Raw genomic sequence first — 15,675 nt, 5'->3', positions numbered from 1 at the left:
GCGCTCTGCCGGGCCGAGCCCGGCGACACGGCGACCCGGCACCGAGGAGGTGCCGGGTCGCTGCGCTTACCGGCGCGGTGGCCGCCGTCGCGGTCAGTCCCCGCGGCGGGCGTACACCATCGAGTAGCGGAAGACCTCCGGCAGGTTCGCCGCGCTCTCGACGGTCACACCGAAGCCCTGGGCGTCGAGGATGCCCCGCACCGCGTCCAGCCGGCCGTCGAGGTCCTGGACCTCGATGACGGTCTGCCGCACGCGCTGCCAGTCGGCCGCGTCGAGGCCCTCCATGACCTCCAGCTCCGCGCCCTCGACGTCGATCTTCAGCAGGTCGATCGGGCCCTCGGGCGCCCAGTCGCGCAGCACGTCGGAGAGCCGGCGCACCTCCGCCTCGACCTCGATGCCGGCCATGATGCTGTCCACGGCCTCCTGACCGATCTGCGACACGGTCAGTTCCTGGCCGACCTTCTTCTGCTCCGGGTACCGGGTGGAGTTGCCGGGGATGGCCGGGTAGAAGGTGAACCGGACCCGTTCCTCTGCCTGACGGCCCAGCGCCGCGCGCACCACCTCCACGTCCTTCGCGCCGTGGGCGTCCAGGTTCTCCACCAGCGCCCGGTGGATCGTGGGGATCGGCTCGAAGGCGAGGATCTTCGCGCCCGGGAACTCCTGCTTGACGAAGAGGGAGAACAGCCCCACGTTCGCTCCGGCGTCCACGACCCGTGACGAGTCGGAGAGTCGGATGCCGTGCCTGAGATAGGCGCGTTCGACGAATATCTCGTTGTGGATGAAGTCGACCTCGGAGAACAGCGCGCCCTCCGTCTGCGGCACGACGACGGAGAACCCGTCCGCCACCTGAACTGACCTGATCTCGGTCATGACATGCTCCCTGAGCCGTGGAATTGCTGCTCAGTGTGCCGTGTGGAACACCGGCAATCTCCTAGACTTCCGTCCGCGGGCGACGAGTTCGCGACGCGGTCAGGCGTCCCGGCCGCGCAGCACCAGATACCCGCCCAGCACCGCGACGGTCACCCACACCAGCATGATGACCAGGCCGCCGCCCGGTCCGTAGGGCACGTCGGGGTTGCGCACCACCCGGGCCATCGCCTCACCGGCCTGGTCCGGCAGATAGTGAGCGACCTTCTTGGCGCCGGGCACCGAGGCGAGGATCTGCGTCACGAGGAAAAAGAACGGCATGAGAATTCCCATGGACAGCATGGAACTGCGCAACATCGTCGCCACGCCCATCGAGAACACGGCCATCAGCGTCATGTAGAGACCGGCGCCCAGTGTCGCCCGCAGCACGTTGTGGGCGCCGATGGTGGTGCTGTGCGAACCGAGCGCCGCCTGCCCGGCGAAGAAGGTGACGAAGCTGGTCACCATGCCGACGACGAGGGCCGCGCCGGTCGCCACCGCGAGTTTGCTGAAGTAGAACACGCCGCGGCGCGGCACCGCCGCCAGCGAGCTGCGGATCATCCCGGTGCTGTACTCGCCGCCGATCACCATGACCCCGAACGCGATCATCGCGAGCTGGCCGAGGACGCCGCCGGTGAAGCTGGTGCCGGCCGGGTCGAAGGTGAGCTTGTCCTGCCGGGACAGGTCGTCGTACCGGGCGTTGGACAGGGCGCTGACGAGCGTGCCGAAGGCCACGGTGACGGCGAAGGCCGCGATCAGCGTCCACGCCGTGGAGCGGACCGTGGTGAGCTTGGCCCATTCCGAGCGGAGGGCCGCGACGGGTGCGGACATGGTTCAGGACTCCGTTCGCGTGGTCTCGGGCACCACCGGGCCGCCGGGCAGGACGGTCCCCGTGGCGAGCGGTCCGGTGCGGTATTCGGTGGTCTCACCGGTCAGGGCGATGAAGGCCTCCTCCAGGGAGGCGCTGTGGGGGCTCAGCTCGTGCAGCAGGATCCGGTGCTCCAGCGCCAGCTCGCCCAGCCGTTCCGACGGTACGTCCCTCACCTCGAACGTGCCGGTGCCGCTCTCGGCGGCGGCGATTCCCGCGGCGGCCAGCGCGTCGCGCAGCTTCTCCGGTTCGGGGGTGCGGATGCGCACCGAGGAGCGCGAGTTGCGGTCGATGAACTCCTGCATACCGGTGTCGGCGAGCAGCCGGCCCCGGCCGATGACGACGAGATGGTCGGCGGTCAGCGCCATCTCGCTCATCAGGTGGCTGGAGACGAACACCGTACGGCCCTGGGAGGCCAGCCGTTTCATCAGTGTGCGGATCCAGTGGATACCCTCGGGATCCAGGCCGTTGACGGGCTCGTCCAGCATCACGATCTGCGGGTCGCCGAGCAGCGCCGCCGCGATGCCGAGCCGCTGCCCCATGCCGAGGGAGAAACCCTTGGGCCGCTTCTTGGCGACCGACGTCAGGCCGACCTCCTCCAGGACCTCGTCGACCCGGGAGAGCGCGATGCCGTTGCTGAGGGCCAGGCATCTGAGGTTCTGGTACGCGCTGCGCCCGCCGTGCATGGCCTTGGCGTCCAGCAGGGCACCCACGTGCCGCAGCGGCTCCTTCAGCCGCGCGTACGGCTGTCCGTCGATGAGGACCCGGCCGGACGTGGTGTGGTCCAGGCCGAGCATCATCCGCATCGTGGTGGACTTGCCCGCGCCGTTGGGCCCGAGGAAGCCGGTCACACAGCCGGCCCGGACCGTGAAGGTGAGGTCGTCGACCACCACCTTGCGGCCGTACCGCTTGGTCACTCCCGCAAGCTCGATCATGCGGCCACGCTAGGCGGAACAGGTGACTCCAGTCCGGGGGCGGGGCAAATGTCTAGGGGTTCTCGCAGTGCGGGGAACGCCCGGAAGCGGCTGCCCCGGTGCCGGCGGCGGCGCGCCCTGTCATCCCCGGCAGCGCGCCGAGCAGCCGCGCCCGCGGTGTGGCTCCGGCCCGGGTCCGCGGTGGGTGAGTGGGGCCCGGGGTCTGCGGGGGTGCGGCCGGGTGTCGGTGGTGGTGCCTCCGGCCCGGGTCCGCGGTGGGTGAGTGGGGCCCGGGGTCTGCGGGGGTGCGGCCGGGTGTCGGTGGTGGTGCGTCCGGCTCGGGCCTGCGGTGGTGCGTCAGGCCCCGGAGAGCGCCGTGTAGTACGGCAGATAGGCGTCCAGCAGGGCGTCCAGATACTTCTCGTCCGGCGTGGCCCGGAAGTCCGGCACGAACCGGCGCAGCCGCCTCAGCGACACCCGGGTCACCGCGGGGGAGCCGGGCCGCTCCACCCGGCGTGCCGTGACGCCCAGCCGCCCCTCGATCGCCGTCACGATGGACTCCACCGGCTGCGGGACTCCCGAGGCCACGTTCAGCACCTCGCCGCTCACCCCGTCCCCCAGGAGCCGCCCGACCGCGTGCAGCAGGTCCCGCACGTCCAGCAGGTCGCGGTGGGCTCCCTGATGCACGGTCACCTCGCCGACGCCGATCAGCCGGACGAGCGTGGGCAGCAGCTGGTGAGGGCGCTGATGGCCGCCCACCGCGTGACTCAGGCGCAGCACCAGGTGCTCGACACCCGAGGAGCGCACCACGCTCTCCAGTGCCAGCTTGTGCCGCCCGTACGTGTTCGGCGGGCGCACCGGGTCGCTCTCCGCCGCCTCTCCGTCGTCCGTGAAGCCGTACATCGAGAAGGACGCCGTGGAAAAGAACAGCAGCTGCCGGCCCTGCCGGGCGCAGGCGTCGAGCGCGTCGTAGAGAACCCGCGCCTCGCGGTCGTACTCGGCGGGCGCCGCGGTGGACGTGCTGGACACGCCGCAGGCCAGCGCCGTCACGCCGGGGAAGCGGTCGCCGAACTCCTCGGCGAGATTGCGGGCGAGGAAGCCGTCACCGATGATCCGCATGCCCCGCCCGTTCGTCGATGGTGCCGGCCATGGCGCCGGTCGTGGCGACCACCGTCGCCGCCGACGCCGCCGCGGGCACCGTGAGTGCCTCTCGGGCGCCCGGCAGGTGCGCGGTGATGCCCGGCACCGACCGCAGGGCGACGACCAGGGTCCGCGCCTGCACGTTCACGTAGTGGCTGTACTTCAGCAGTTCCCCGAGCTGACGGAGGGTCACCCACCGGTAGTCGTCCGGGATGTCGTCCGGCCCGTCGCCGTCCGCCTCCACGATCAGGTAGCGGCTCTGCGCGTCGAGGAACCGGCCGCCCTCCTCCGACAGTACGGTGTCGAACAGGATCTGCTCCGGCCGTGCCTGCTCCACCAGGCCCAGGAAGCGGGGGCGGGCGGAGGCCGGCAGGTGGGCGTAGTTCTCCGGGGTGTACTGGACGGTGGGGCCCAGTTCGATGACGTCCAGATAGCCGGGCTCGACGCGGGCGCGCACCAGGCAGTGCGGCACGCCGTCGATCCGGCGCACCAGCATCGCCACCACGCCCGTGCCGTGCGGCTCCAGCAGCGGCTGCGACCAGGACGCCACCTCGCGCCGGTCGGAGGAGACGTCCACGGGCACGATGCTGAAGTACAGGCCCCGCTCGTGTGCGATGCGGTCCTCGTCGACGTGCCAGCCCTCGCTCTCGATCTCCCGCAGCGGCACCAGCTCCGCGCAGACCTCGCGCTCGCTCTGCTGGGCGGTGATCCAGTTGCGGATCGCCACGTCGGAGTGGAGCGCGGGGGAGGGGCCGGGGCCGTGCTGCCAGTCGGGCAGACAGGACAGCACCGTACGGGCGTCCATGTTGACCAGGTTCTCGTACCGCAGCAGCGCGTGGACCTGACGCAACGTCAGCCAGCAGAAGTCCTCGCCGGCCTCCACCTCGGGGCCCACCTCGACGACCATGTTGCGGTTGCGCTTGCAGAAGAACCACGAACCCTGCTCCGACTGCAGCACGTCCGCCAGCACCCGGTGTCCGCGCTCCCACGGCTCCCGGAAGCACTCCACGTACGGCACGGCCGAACCCCCGTGCACCCGCGTGTAGTTGCTCTTCGTGGCCTGCACCGTCGGCGACAGCTGCACGCCGTTGACGTTGCCGGGCTCGGCCTTCGCCTGCATCAGGCAGTGCAGCACTCCGTTGATCTCGCGCACCGCGAGACCGAGGATGCCGATCTCCGGCTGCCGGATGATCGGCTGGCTCCACTCGGGGACCGGACCGAAGTCGGTGCGTACATGCAGGCCGCGCACCGAGAAGAAGCGCCCGCTGCGGTGCTCGAGATCACCGGTCTCCGGGGCGAAGTGCCAGCCGGACAGCTCGGCGAAGGTGGTGCGGCTCACCTCCTGGCGGTGCCGGGGCCGTCGTGCGTCCATCCACTCGAAGAACTCGACGTCGGACATGGCCTCGCCGCCCGTCGCCGTCGCGGACAGAGCGAGCCGCGCGGCGACGACCGCCTCGCTGGGGGAGCCGGGACCGGTCGCGTTGAGCTGGGGCATCGCTGTCTCTCCACTCGGATCGATGTCGGCCCGCGGCACCCCGCCGCGGACGCGGGGGGAACTACGCGGGCGCGGGCGGGCGGGAAGGACCAGCGGTCGGCGGGGGCGACCTGTCGGCCCCCTTCGGGCGGGAGTGGCCGGCCGGCGGAGACGGGCAGCTGCCGGCCGCGGACACCCGGAAGGCGTCCGCCGGAGGCCGGTGCGCGTCCGCCGCGGGCGGGCGGGTCGTACCGGCGACGCGGCCGGCCGAGGCGCCGGCCGGGAGCGGTCCGGGAGGGGTGACCGCGGACCGGTGGGAGGTGCCGGGCCCGGCCGGGTGGGAGGTGCCGGGCCCGGTCCGGTCCGCGGACGTCTCGTCGCCGGGGCCGGTGGTCGTACGGCGTACGGGCGGCGCGATCGCGGTCAGCACCAGCCCCTCGTCGACCAGCCACCACCCGTCCAGGACGGGCCCGCCGATCGCATCGGCGAACGCGGGCGGCAGCGGGTTCAGCAGCCGCGCCGAGAACGTGCCCCGCACCCCGCTCCTCCCGGAGTCCGGCACGACGGCGAAGCTCAGTCGGGCCGTGTCGAAGCCGAGCATCGTGCCGGCCAGCGGGAACCACGTCTTGTAGACCGACTCCTTCGCGCTGAACAGCAGCCGGTCCCACGGCACGTGCGGCTCCGAGGCCCGCAGCCGGGCCAGTTCGGCGCGCTCCACGGGCAGCGACACGGCCTCCAGCACGCCGTCGGGCAGCGGGGCGGCCGTCTCCGCGTCGATGCCCAGCGCCGCCAGGTCCGTGGCGCGGGCCACGGCCGCCACCCGGTAGCCGGCGCAGTGCGAGAGCGCGCCGACCACTCCCTCCGGCCACAGCGGCTCCCCGCGCTGCCCGGACAGCAGCGGCTGCGCCGGCAGGCCCAGCGCGGCCAGCGACAGCCGCGCGCAGCGCCGGCCGGTGGCGAACTCCCGTCGGCGCTCGCCCACCGACCGCGCGACCACCGCCTCCTCCTCCGGGAACAGCGGCGGTGCCGACAACTCGCCGCGCACCTCGGTCACTTCCGCCACGTCCGGCAGCAGCCGGCGCATCAGCGGCGTCATCGGGCACCTCGCCGGGGCAGGATCTCGCGCAACAGGGGATCGGGCATGGCGCGGGCCTGCCACTCGCGGGGGTAGCCCAGCGACACCTCGCGGTGCGGCACGCCATCGTGCCAGGTGGTCCGCGGAATGTGCAGATGGCCGTAGACGACGGTCGCCGCCCGGTAGCGGCGGTGCCAGTCGTGGGTGGCGGTGGTCCCGCACCACAGGGCGAACTCGGGGTAGCGCAGGATCCGGGTGGGCTCGCGCACCAGTGGGAAGTGGTTCACCAGCACGGTCGGCAGGTCCGGGGGACAGGCGTCCAGCCGCTCCCGGGTGTACGCGAGGCGCGCCCGGCACCAGGCCGCCCGGTCGGGGTAGGGGTCGCTGTGCAGCAGGAACTCGTCGGTCGCGACCACGCCCGCCTTCTCCGCGCGGGCCAGCGCGTCGGCGCCGCCCGTCGCACCCGGCGGCAGGAACGAGTAGTCGTACAGCAGGAACAGCGGCGCGATCACCACCGGCCCGTCGGGGCCCTGCCACGTGACGTACGGGTCCTCGGGCGTCAACACGCCGAGGGAGCGGCACAGTTCGACCAGGCGCCGGTAGCGGGCATCGCCGCGCAGGGGTACCGGGTCGTCCGGATGCGTCCACAACTCGTGGTTGCCCGGTACCCACACCACCTTCGCGAACCGGTCGGCGAGCAGCCGCAGCACCCACTCCACGTCCGCCGTCAGCTCGCCGATGTCACCGGCGACGATCAACCAGTCGGACGGGTCGGGCGGCCGCAACTCCCGTACGACGGCGCGGTTCTGCTCGTAGGCGACGTGCAGGTCGCTGACGGCGAAGAGCCTGCCGCCCGCATCACGGCTCACTGCGGGGCCGCCGTACCGGTCGCGGGCCGGGGATCCGGGATGGTGGGCATGGGAACTCCTCGTCGTACGTCCGGCGCGTCGATCCGCGGCCGGCGGTCAGCTTTATGCCACCGGCCCGCGCGCCCGCACAACGCGCAACGGGCCCCCGCGGCCAAGGACAGGGGAAACGCCCAGACTTCCCCCGCCGGGGCCGTCCGGGCCGCCGACGTGCCCGATAGTGGCGGCAGATCCCCGCCAGCCAACGGGCCCGCGCAGCGTACGGTGGCCCGCGAACAGAGGACGGACGAGCAGCGTGAGCGCTTCCCCCGCCGACGACGGCCTGTGGTGCCGACGCTTCCACCCGGCTCCCGAGGCCGCCCACCGTCTGGTCTGCTTCCCCCACGCGGGCGGCTCGGCCAGCTACTACCTTCCGGTCGCCACGGCCCTCAGCCCGCGCGTCGACGTCGTCGCCGTGCAGTACCCCGGCCGACAGGACCGGCGCAACGAGCCGCTGATCGACGACATCGGCGCGCTCGCGGACCAGGTGTACGGGGCCCTGCGCGGCTGGGACGACCGCCCGCTGACCTTCTTCGGGCACAGCATGGGCGCGCTCGTCGCCTTCGAGGTGGCCCGGCGGTTCGAGCGGGACGGCGGCGGCCCGGTGCGGCTCTTCGCGTCCGGCCGGCGCGCGCCCTCCCGGTACCGCGACGAGAACGTGCACCAGCGCGGCGACGACGGCATCATCGCCGAGGTCAGGGCGATGAGCGGCACCGACGACCGGCTGCTGGGCGACGACGAGCTGATCCGGATGATCCTGCCCGCGCTGCGCGGCGACTACAAGGCGGTGGAGACCTACCGGTGCGAGCCGGGTGCCACCGTGGCCTGCCCGGTGACCGCGCTGGTCGGCGAAAGCGACCCCAAGACGTCCGTCGACGAGGCCGAGGACTGGCAGAAGCACACCACCGCCGGCTTCGGCCTGCACGTCCTGCCCGGCGGCCACTTCTACCTCAACAGCCGCGCCGCGGACGTGCTGAAGATCCTCGACGAACACTTCACCGCACAGGCCGCCCGGGCCGCCGCGCAGGCCCGCTGACGCGGGCCGGGCGGTCCCCGACGGCCCGGACGAGAGAAGGGACACGTGAACAGACCCCACGACACCGCTCTGGTACGGATCGAGCGGGGCGTGGCCGGCCAGGAGGAACTCGCGGCACTGACCGCGCTCCTGCTGGCCCGCGCCGCCACGGCCCGTGACCACACCCGTGACACCGACCGGCGCCCCCGCACCGCCGCCCGCTGGAACCGCCTGGAACGACGCCGGTTCTACCAGTCACCGCTCAGCTGGCAGGCCCCGGCCTGACCCCGCGGGCGCGTCGCGGACGAAGCCCGGGACGGAGGGCATGCCGGGCACCTCGCGTGCGGCGCGCTCCCTCGTAGGGGACCGCCACCTCGATGTCAGGCTGCGCCCGGGGCCGGGAGGCACATCGGGTCGCCCTCGCGTTCGGGCGCTTCCCCCGTCGGGGAACCCTCCTCGTCGGGGACCGCCCTCGCGAAGGCCGCCCCTCCGCGTCACGCCGCCCCCTGGGGCCGCACGGCCTCGGCCAGGTCACCAGGGGCGTCGGTGCTGTCGAGGAGACCTGCCTCAGCCAGGGCGGTGGCCAGGCCCGACCGGCCGGAGGTGGACATCTTGCGGTAGCAGTTCGTCAGGTGTTTCTCCACGGCCCGGCGGGAGACGCCGAGGGAGTCGGCGATCGCCTGGTTGGTCAGACCCTGAACGGCCATCCGCGCCACCAGCCGTTCCGCGGACGTCAGCGGGGTGCGGGCGGTGACGCCGGCCGCCGCCGGTCCCAGCATCTCCTGCGCCCGGCAGGCGATCCGCTCCGCGCCGCAGTCCCTGGCCAGCTCAAGGGAGCGGCGCAGCGCGGCCTCCGCCTCGGCGGCGTCACGGGGCGCCACCGTCTCCGCGAGCCGCAGCAGCACCGCGGCCCGGCTGCGCAGGTCGGCCGAGTCCTCCAGCACCCCGGCGGCCTCGCGCAGCAGCCTGGGCGCGGCGGCCTCGTCGCCCACCTCGGCCCTGAGCGCCAGCGCACGGCCCAGCGCCGACGGGGCGCCCCATCGGCGCGCCTGCTCGAGGTAATGCTCGGACAGTTGCTCGGCCCGGTCGGTCTCGCCGGTACGGTGCAGGGTGCGGGCCGCCCAGTAGGCCGCGGGCACCACCAGCGGGTTGCGCCAGCCCGCCCGGTCCAGGGCGTACCCGGCGTCGAGGTAGTGCTCCACGGCCGCCGCCGGTTCGTCGCGGGCCTCGGCCTCCATGCCGCGGACCAGGGTGAGCAGCGCGGCGAGTTCGCAGTTCTCGTGCAGTCCGCGGAAGCGTTCCGGCACCGCGGCGACCAGCTCTGGCTCCCGCGACCGCAGCGCCACCGTGACCAGGGCCAGCGCGGACAGCGTCGTGGCCTCCTCGGGGGCGACGGTGGCGCCGGCCCGCACCGCCCGTTCCCGCGCGGCCGCCAGCCGGCCCTGGGCGAGCAGCACCAGCGCCTGCTCGGCCAGCACCACCGACTCCTCCAGCCGTCCGCCCCGGCGTACGGCGTCCACCAGCGCCTTGTCCAGCCAGGGCAGCAGCCCGGCCACCGAGTCCGCGGCGACCGATATCGGCACCAGCAGCGGCAGCATCGTGTGGACGTGCGCGGCGGAGGCCGGCTCGTGGTCCAGCACCCGGTGGCCGAGCGCCCCGGCGCGCGCGGCCGACAGCCCCGCCGAGACGGTCGCCGCGTGCAGCAGGGCGACCAGCAGCTCCCGCTGCTCGCCGGTCGCCGTCTCGGGCCGCACCTCCAGCCGGGACAGCCGGTCCGCGGCCGTCGCCAGCACGTCCGGGTCGTTCTCGCACAGGTAGTACATCCGGGCCTGCAGGCGCTGCTGCAACGAGCGGTGGACGGCCGTCGATTCCCCGGTGCCCGCGAGTTCGTCCACCGCGCCGAGTTCGTCCGCCGTGCGCCGCAGCAGATCGGTGAGCGACATCAGCGTGGCCGCCGGCGCGACGGGCGTCAGCGCCGCGAGCGCTTGTGCGCGGGCCAGCGGGCCGGGCAGCAGCGGGAAGGCCTGCGCCACGTGCCGCACGGCCACCGACGGGGCGAAGCTGCGCTCCACATGGGCCAGTTCCACCAGCAGCCCGGCCCGGGCCTCGCTGTGCGGCGGGATGTCGCGCAGGGCCCGGCGCAGATGGCGGGCGGCGGTCTCGGGCGCCCCGCGCCGTACCGCGGTGTCGGCGGCGCGCCGCAGCACGGCCACCGCATCGTCGTCCAACTGCGCCGTCGCGGCCAGGAGATGACCGGCGACCCGCTCGGGCGCGCTGCCCCGGTAGCGCAGCAGGGCGGCGGCCTGCAGATGCAGACGGTTGCGCTCGTCCGGGGAGGTGCCCTCGTCGATGACCTCGTGCACCGCCCGGTGGGCCAGCCGCAGGGTGTCCTGCCGGGTCACCAGCGCCAGCCGGCGCAGCCGCCACAGGCTCTCGTCCAGGTCCACCGGGTCCAGCCCGGCCAGTTCGCCCACCACCTGCCGGTCGGCGTCGTCCCCGAGGACCATCAGCGCCCGGGCCGCGGCGAGCACGAACGGCGGCTGCTCCCGCAGACACAGCAGGAGTCTGCGGCGCAGTGCCGGCGGCACCATCGCCGCCACCGCGGACGCCTCGGCGGCCACCGGCGCCACGCCGCGGGTCTGGCACTCCTGCAGCAGTGACACCAGGTGCAGCGGGTTCCCCCGGGTGGCCTCGTGGCACGCCGCCGTGAACTCCGGGTCGGCCGGCACACCCAGCCGCTCCAGCAGCAGCCCGTCGACGGAGGCCGCACCGAGCGGGGCCGGCAGCAGCGTGTGCTCGGCGGCGGCGAGCCGCCGGACCCCCTGGTGCTCCGCCGCGGGCTCTCCCTCGCAGAGGGTGACCGCCACCAGGATCCGCCGGTGCGTCACCTGCCTGACCAACTCGTCCAGCCACTCCAGCGACTCCTCGTCGGCCCAGTGCACGTCGTCGACGAGGAGCACCGGCACCCGGTCGAGAGTCATGTTCTCCACCATCGACAGCAGCGCCCGCACGACCGTCCCCGTGGATTGCCGGAGCGACTCCGGGTCGCCCTGGAGGAAGGCGAGGGCGGGCCGCGCCGGCCCGGAACACCACCGGGCCACGAACGAGCCTGACGTCAGCACCGGCTCCAGCAGCTGCCGGGTCACACCGAGGGGGAAGCCGCGCTCGGCCGGGGCGGCGTACGCCCGCATCACCAGGGCGCGGGGCGGACCCGCCGCGCCGGGCGACGGCCCGGCGGTGAGCCGTGCGGCCAGTTCTCCGATCTCCGCCAGCAGCGCGGACTTGCCGATGCCGGGCGGGCCGCTGATCACGATGAGCGACCCGCTGCCGTGCCGGGCGAGCCGCAGGGCCTCGGCCGCCACCTTCAGTTCGTTCTGCCGCTCAAGCAGCATGCCAGCGGCCTCCTTGCGCGGTGTGGTTGAGCGTGGGGGATGGGGAGGAGCGACGAGCCGGGGAACGTCAGGTCGCACGTGTGTGGTCGCTCAGCCGCCGGGCCCCGGACGCGGGGACGTCCGCCCGGGCCGACGGGCGCAGCCCGGCGGTCTCCCGGGCGACGAGGGTCTGCGCGAACCGGCGGGCCTCAGGGGTACGGCCGAGCCGGCGCAGCGCGCGTTCGGTGAGCCGGGTCGCCTGCGGGGCGGGGGCGGCGAGGCCGCGACGCAGCTCGGTCCAGGCGAGCGCGGAGTCGGTGCCCCAGCGCTCGGCCAGCCGCAGCTCCTCCGCGAACAGCTCGGCCGCCCGGTCCTCGTCGCCGCAGCCGAGATGGGCCAGCGCCGCGAGTGAACGCCACGCCAGCAGCGCCGGGTTGTGCCAGCCGCGCGCCGACAGCCGCCGGCCGCACTCCTCCGCCTCGGCCAGCGCCTGCCGGGGCCGCCCCCGGCACAGCATGAGCTGTGCGCGGCTGTACAGCAGCCCGGTCCAGTCGCTGCTCTCCTCGGCGCCCGGCGGCAGCTCCTCGGCGGCCAGCCGGTCGGCCTCGGAGAACCGCTCCCGGGCGATCAGCACCCGGATCTGCGCCGCCCGCAGCGCGGGCAGCCGGGTGGGATGCCACACGTGCGGCGGCGCCAGGGAACGGCAGGCGGCCAGGTCGCGCGCGGCCGTGTCCGGGTCGCACGCCCGCAGGTTCAACCGCGCCCGCAGCAGCAGGCCCGTCGCGACGACCGTCGGGCTGGCCCGCTTGCCCGCCTCGGCGAGCGTGACGTCCAGCGCGTCACGCGCCGCGGAGTGCGCGTCCGCGAGCGACAGCACGAAGGCCGCGGCGAACCGGGGGAACAGTGGCCCGTCGAGCGGCGCCCGCAGCACCTCCAGGCCCATCTCCCGTACGGCGGTGGCGTCGTGGCCCCGCATCGCCTGCCGCCAGGCGTCGGCCGCCCACGCCGCCGGATCGAAACCGGGGTCCGCCGTGCCGGGGTGCGCGTGCGCGGTGTCGTATGCCGGGGCGGCCCTGCCGTGCGCCGGGCCCACGGCGGCGAGTCCCCCGCCGGGGCGGGCGTGGCGTGCACGACCCGGCCGGACCGGGATGCCGTGCCGCGGGGAACCCTCGCTGGCCCGGCGCCCGCCACCGGCCGGGCGGTCCGTCTGTGCGACGTCGTCGTCCCAGGAGGCGCCCTTCGCCCACCGCAGCAGGTCCGCCGTCCGGTCGCCGCCGTCGGCACACGAGGGGAGCGCAGGCCGTGCGCCGTCGTCGTACGACGGGACCGGCCCCACCGGTATGCCCACCGGTTCGCCGCGGGCGAGGACGAGGTCGGTGGCGGCGGCGCGCAGCCCTGGGCGGGGCGGTGCGCCGGACAGCAGCTTGCCGATCCGCACCTGTGCCGCCTCCGGCGCGGTCACCGCGTACGCCTCGGCGGCCTCCAGCAGCGCCTCGGCGCGCTCCGCCCCGGTGAGCGGCTCGCGCAGCGCACGTTCCAGCAGTTCGGCCGCCTCCGCGTGCCGGCCCCGCGCGAGACGAAGCCGGGCGACGCGCCGCAGCACCGACGGCACCCAGGGGTCGCCCAGCGGACCGGTGCTCAGCAGCAGCGTGGCCACGTCCTCCTCGGCGGCGTCGCACCGGTGGGCCCAGCGGGCCGCGTCCGCACGCAGCCGTGCGCGGGCCTCGGCGGGTACCCCGGCCAGCACGGAGGCGGTGCGCTCCGTGAGCGCGGGCCGCGGCGGGTCACCGCCGTCGACCAGCCCGTGCGCCCGTAATGCCCGCAGTGCGCCGGGCACTTCCGACGCGTCGAGGCCGACGAGCGCGGCCACCCGGTCCACGGGCACCAACCCCCCGCACACCGTCAGGCCGCGCAGCAGCGTCAGCGGCGCCTGCGCCAGCCGCGCGACCGTCTGCCTCGCCAGTTCCGAACGAGCCGTCTCGATCCCTTCGGCGAACGCCGCCCTGAGCTGGGCGGCGGTCATCTCGTGCGGCTCGCGGCGCAGTTCGTCCAGTACCGGCCGCAGAAGCCAGGGACTGCCCCGGCTGATCCGGGCGGCCTGCTCCCACCACGCATCGTGCGGCCCGGCCGGCTGGGGCAGTTGCGTCGCGGTGAACAGCGAGCGGACCTCCGGTGCACCGAGCGGCCCCAGTTCCAGCAACAGGCCCCCGCCGTCCTGGCAGAAGGCCGCCTGGTCGACCAGCGCGGCGCAGTGGTCGGGGAACTCGCCGCGGGTGCCGGTGACGGTCATCAGCACACCGAGCGGCGCCGAGGCGAGCCGCCGCAGCAGTCCCCCGATGACTTCCACGGATTCGGGGTCCGCCCACTGCACGTCGTCCAGGGCGAGGAGCGTCGGCCGATGGGCGGCGGCCAGCAGATCGCGGCACCGACCCGCCACGGACTTCTCCTCGTACGGTGTCGCCGCCCGGGCCGCGCCGGACGTGGAGGCCCTGGGCTGCAGCTGCGCCACGAAGGCGTACGGGGTGTGGGCCGACGACGCCGAGCCCAGTGCGGTGAGCACCTGGACCCCGGCCGCGCGCGCGAAGGCGATGCCGCGCCGCAGGAGCCTGCTGCGTCCGCTGCCCGGGACTCCGTGGAGGACGGCCACCCCCGCGTGGCCGGCGGCGAGCCGGGTCAGCAGGTGTACCAGCGCCGCCTGTTCGGCGTCCCGCCCGTGCAGCGGCGCGAGACCGTCCTGGGTGGCCCGCTCGCGCAGCAGCCGTCCGGCGGGCGCGGACGGCAGATGGCCCGTTGCGCTCATCGGGGCTCACCCCCGGCGGTGTGCGAGCGCTTGCGCCTCGGCCGGGTCGGGCCGGTGGCGGACCGGACGGACGTCGCGGCCCTGCCGGGAAGGGGGAGCGGGTCCGGTAAACGCGGGTCGGGTCCTGGGCAGCCGCGGTTCAGGGGACGAGTGGCCGACGGGGCCGGAAGGAGATTCACGGTGCCACCGGATGTTCTGTGTGGGGGGCGGTCACGGGGGGTCGACGACGTGCGGGAACTGCCCGACGAGAGCGGGCTGTCGATCGTCGACGGCATCTGCGCCACCCTCCTCGCGCTCGGCTGCCCACCCGGCGTGTACGAACTCGACGACGTCCTGGTCGAGTACGGCGCCGCGGCCAACCCCGCCGTCTCCGAACGCCTCGTCCGCATGGTCGAGCCGCTGCACGAGCACCCCGTGCTCTGGGACACCCTCGCCGCCCTCATCGCCGCCGACGGAGTGCGCCACCGGGCCTGTCTGCGCCTGGGCATCCACCGCAACACCCTCGACCGCCGGCTCCAGCGGATCGCCCTGCTGACCGGTCAGCGCCCGGAGGGACTGCGCGGCCTCGCCACCCTGCGCGCGGCCCTCGCCGTCGTCGCCGTGACCCGCCTCCAGCACAGCGCCCGCCTCGCCGGACACGACGCGGCCGACGTCCGCACCCACCAGCCGCTCCCCGCACTCTTGCCGCCCCCGGCCGCGTTCCACCCGCCCCGACGCGTCGCCGCGGCGGCCTTCTGACGCCGTCCTCGTGGGTCTCGCGCCCGGACCACCCCGGACCGCAGACCCCGCCCCGACGCACCCCCGGACCCGGAGACCTCACCCCGACGCGTCGCCCGGAAACCCCGGAGACCCGGCGAGGACGCCGGCCGCAGCCCCACCCCCTCCGCTGCCGGCCCGAAGCGACCACCCTCGTCCCCTCGAACGCGTCGACCCGCGCGCCCGACCCCCGCCGCGCGCCAACCTCGGCCTCCCGGCCCACGGGCCCAATCCCGGTCCACGGGCCCAATCCCGGTCCACGGGCCCAATCCCGGTCCACGGGCCCAATCCCGGTCCACGGGCCCAACCCCGGTCCACGGGCCCAACCCCGGCCCACGGGCCCAACCCCGGCCCACGGGCCCAACCCCGGCCCACGGGCCCAACCCCGGCCCACGGGCCCAACCCCGGCCCACGTGCCTCATGTTGGCCCGCGCGCCAACCCCCGCCGCGC

General features: G+C 74.7%; 12 protein-coding genes. 3 read left to right on the top strand and 9 right to left on the bottom strand.

Annotation, left to right across the window (positions count from 1 at the left end):
* Positions 1–93 precede the first annotated feature (93 nt).
* The 7 genes from AC5WS8_RS04370 to AC5WS8_RS04340 all read right to left on the bottom strand — a co-directional run bounded on the left by AC5WS8_RS04370 (position 94) and on the right by AC5WS8_RS04340 (position 7,246).
* Complete coding sequence (locus AC5WS8_RS04370) at positions 94–870, bottom strand: FkbM family methyltransferase (protein ID WP_496101898.1); 777 nt, start codon at positions 868–870, stop codon at positions 94–96.
* Positions 871–969: 99 nt separating this feature from the next.
* Positions 970–1,737 (bottom strand): ABC transporter permease, encoded by a 768-nt coding sequence (locus tag AC5WS8_RS04365; protein WP_496101897.1) that lies wholly within the window; start codon positions 1,735–1,737, stop codon positions 970–972.
* Between the two features lie 3 nt (positions 1,738–1,740).
* Positions 1,741–2,709 carry an ABC transporter ATP-binding protein gene (locus AC5WS8_RS04360; RefSeq protein ID WP_496101896.1) on the bottom strand — a complete coding sequence of 323 codons (969 nt, stop codon included), beginning with the start codon at positions 2,707–2,709 and terminating at the stop codon, positions 1,741–1,743.
* 336 nt (positions 2,710–3,045) lie between these two features.
* The gene (locus AC5WS8_RS04355; protein WP_496101895.1) at positions 3,046–3,807 is read right to left on the bottom strand and encodes an NAD-dependent epimerase/dehydratase family protein; all 762 of its coding nucleotides are present in this window, start codon (positions 3,805–3,807) and stop codon (positions 3,046–3,048) included.
* On the bottom strand, positions 3,791–5,323 hold the full coding sequence (locus AC5WS8_RS04350) for an NDP-hexose 2,3-dehydratase family protein (protein ID WP_496101894.1): 1,533 nt from the start codon (positions 5,321–5,323) through the stop codon (positions 3,791–3,793). The genes AC5WS8_RS04355 and AC5WS8_RS04350 overlap by 17 nt, the downstream gene beginning before the upstream one ends.
* 61 nt (positions 5,324–5,384) lie before the next feature.
* On the bottom strand, positions 5,385–6,398 hold the full coding sequence (locus AC5WS8_RS04345; protein ID WP_496101893.1) for a 4'-phosphopantetheinyl transferase family protein: 1,014 nt from the start codon (positions 6,396–6,398) through the stop codon (positions 5,385–5,387).
* The gene (locus tag AC5WS8_RS04340; protein ID WP_496101892.1) at positions 6,395–7,246 is read right to left on the bottom strand and encodes a metallophosphoesterase family protein; all 852 of its coding nucleotides are present in this window, start codon (positions 7,244–7,246) and stop codon (positions 6,395–6,397) included. The genes AC5WS8_RS04345 and AC5WS8_RS04340 overlap by 4 nt, the downstream gene beginning before the upstream one ends.
* Positions 7,247–7,538: 292 nt before the next feature.
* On the opposite strand from AC5WS8_RS04340, the gene AC5WS8_RS04335 reads away from it, so the two are divergent.
* Positions 7,539–8,318, top strand: coding sequence for a thioesterase II family protein (locus AC5WS8_RS04335; RefSeq protein ID WP_496101891.1), 780 nt, complete (start codon positions 7,539–7,541; stop codon positions 8,316–8,318).
* Between the two features lie 45 nt (positions 8,319–8,363).
* Positions 8,364–8,582 carry an acyl-CoA carboxylase epsilon subunit gene (locus AC5WS8_RS04330; RefSeq protein WP_496101890.1) on the top strand — a complete coding sequence of 73 codons (219 nt, stop codon included), beginning with the start codon at positions 8,364–8,366 and terminating at the stop codon, positions 8,580–8,582.
* Between the two features lie 209 nt (positions 8,583–8,791).
* Here the strand turns inward: AC5WS8_RS04330 and AC5WS8_RS04325 are convergent, their stop codons facing one another.
* The gene (locus tag AC5WS8_RS04325) at positions 8,792–11,689 is read right to left on the bottom strand and encodes a helix-turn-helix transcriptional regulator (protein WP_496101889.1); all 2,898 of its coding nucleotides are present in this window, start codon (positions 11,687–11,689) and stop codon (positions 8,792–8,794) included.
* 67 nt (positions 11,690–11,756) lie between these two features.
* A complete protein-coding gene (locus AC5WS8_RS04320) occupies positions 11,757–14,468 on the bottom strand; it encodes an AAA family ATPase (protein ID WP_496101888.1) in 2,712 nt (903 codons plus the stop codon).
* A gap of 228 nt (positions 14,469–14,696) precedes the next feature.
* Here AC5WS8_RS04320 and AC5WS8_RS04315 point away from each other — a divergent pair, with 228 nt between their 5' ends.
* Positions 14,697–15,206 (top strand): helix-turn-helix domain-containing protein, encoded by a 510-nt coding sequence (locus tag AC5WS8_RS04315; RefSeq protein WP_496101887.1) that lies wholly within the window; start codon positions 14,697–14,699, stop codon positions 15,204–15,206.
* The last annotated feature ends 469 nt before the right edge of the window (positions 15,207–15,675 follow it).

The sequence above is a fragment of the Streptomyces sp. PTL18 genome (assembly GCF_059510295.1).
The sequence above is the reverse complement of the archived record's forward strand: the minus strand, read 5'-3'. Positions and strand labels throughout refer to the sequence as shown.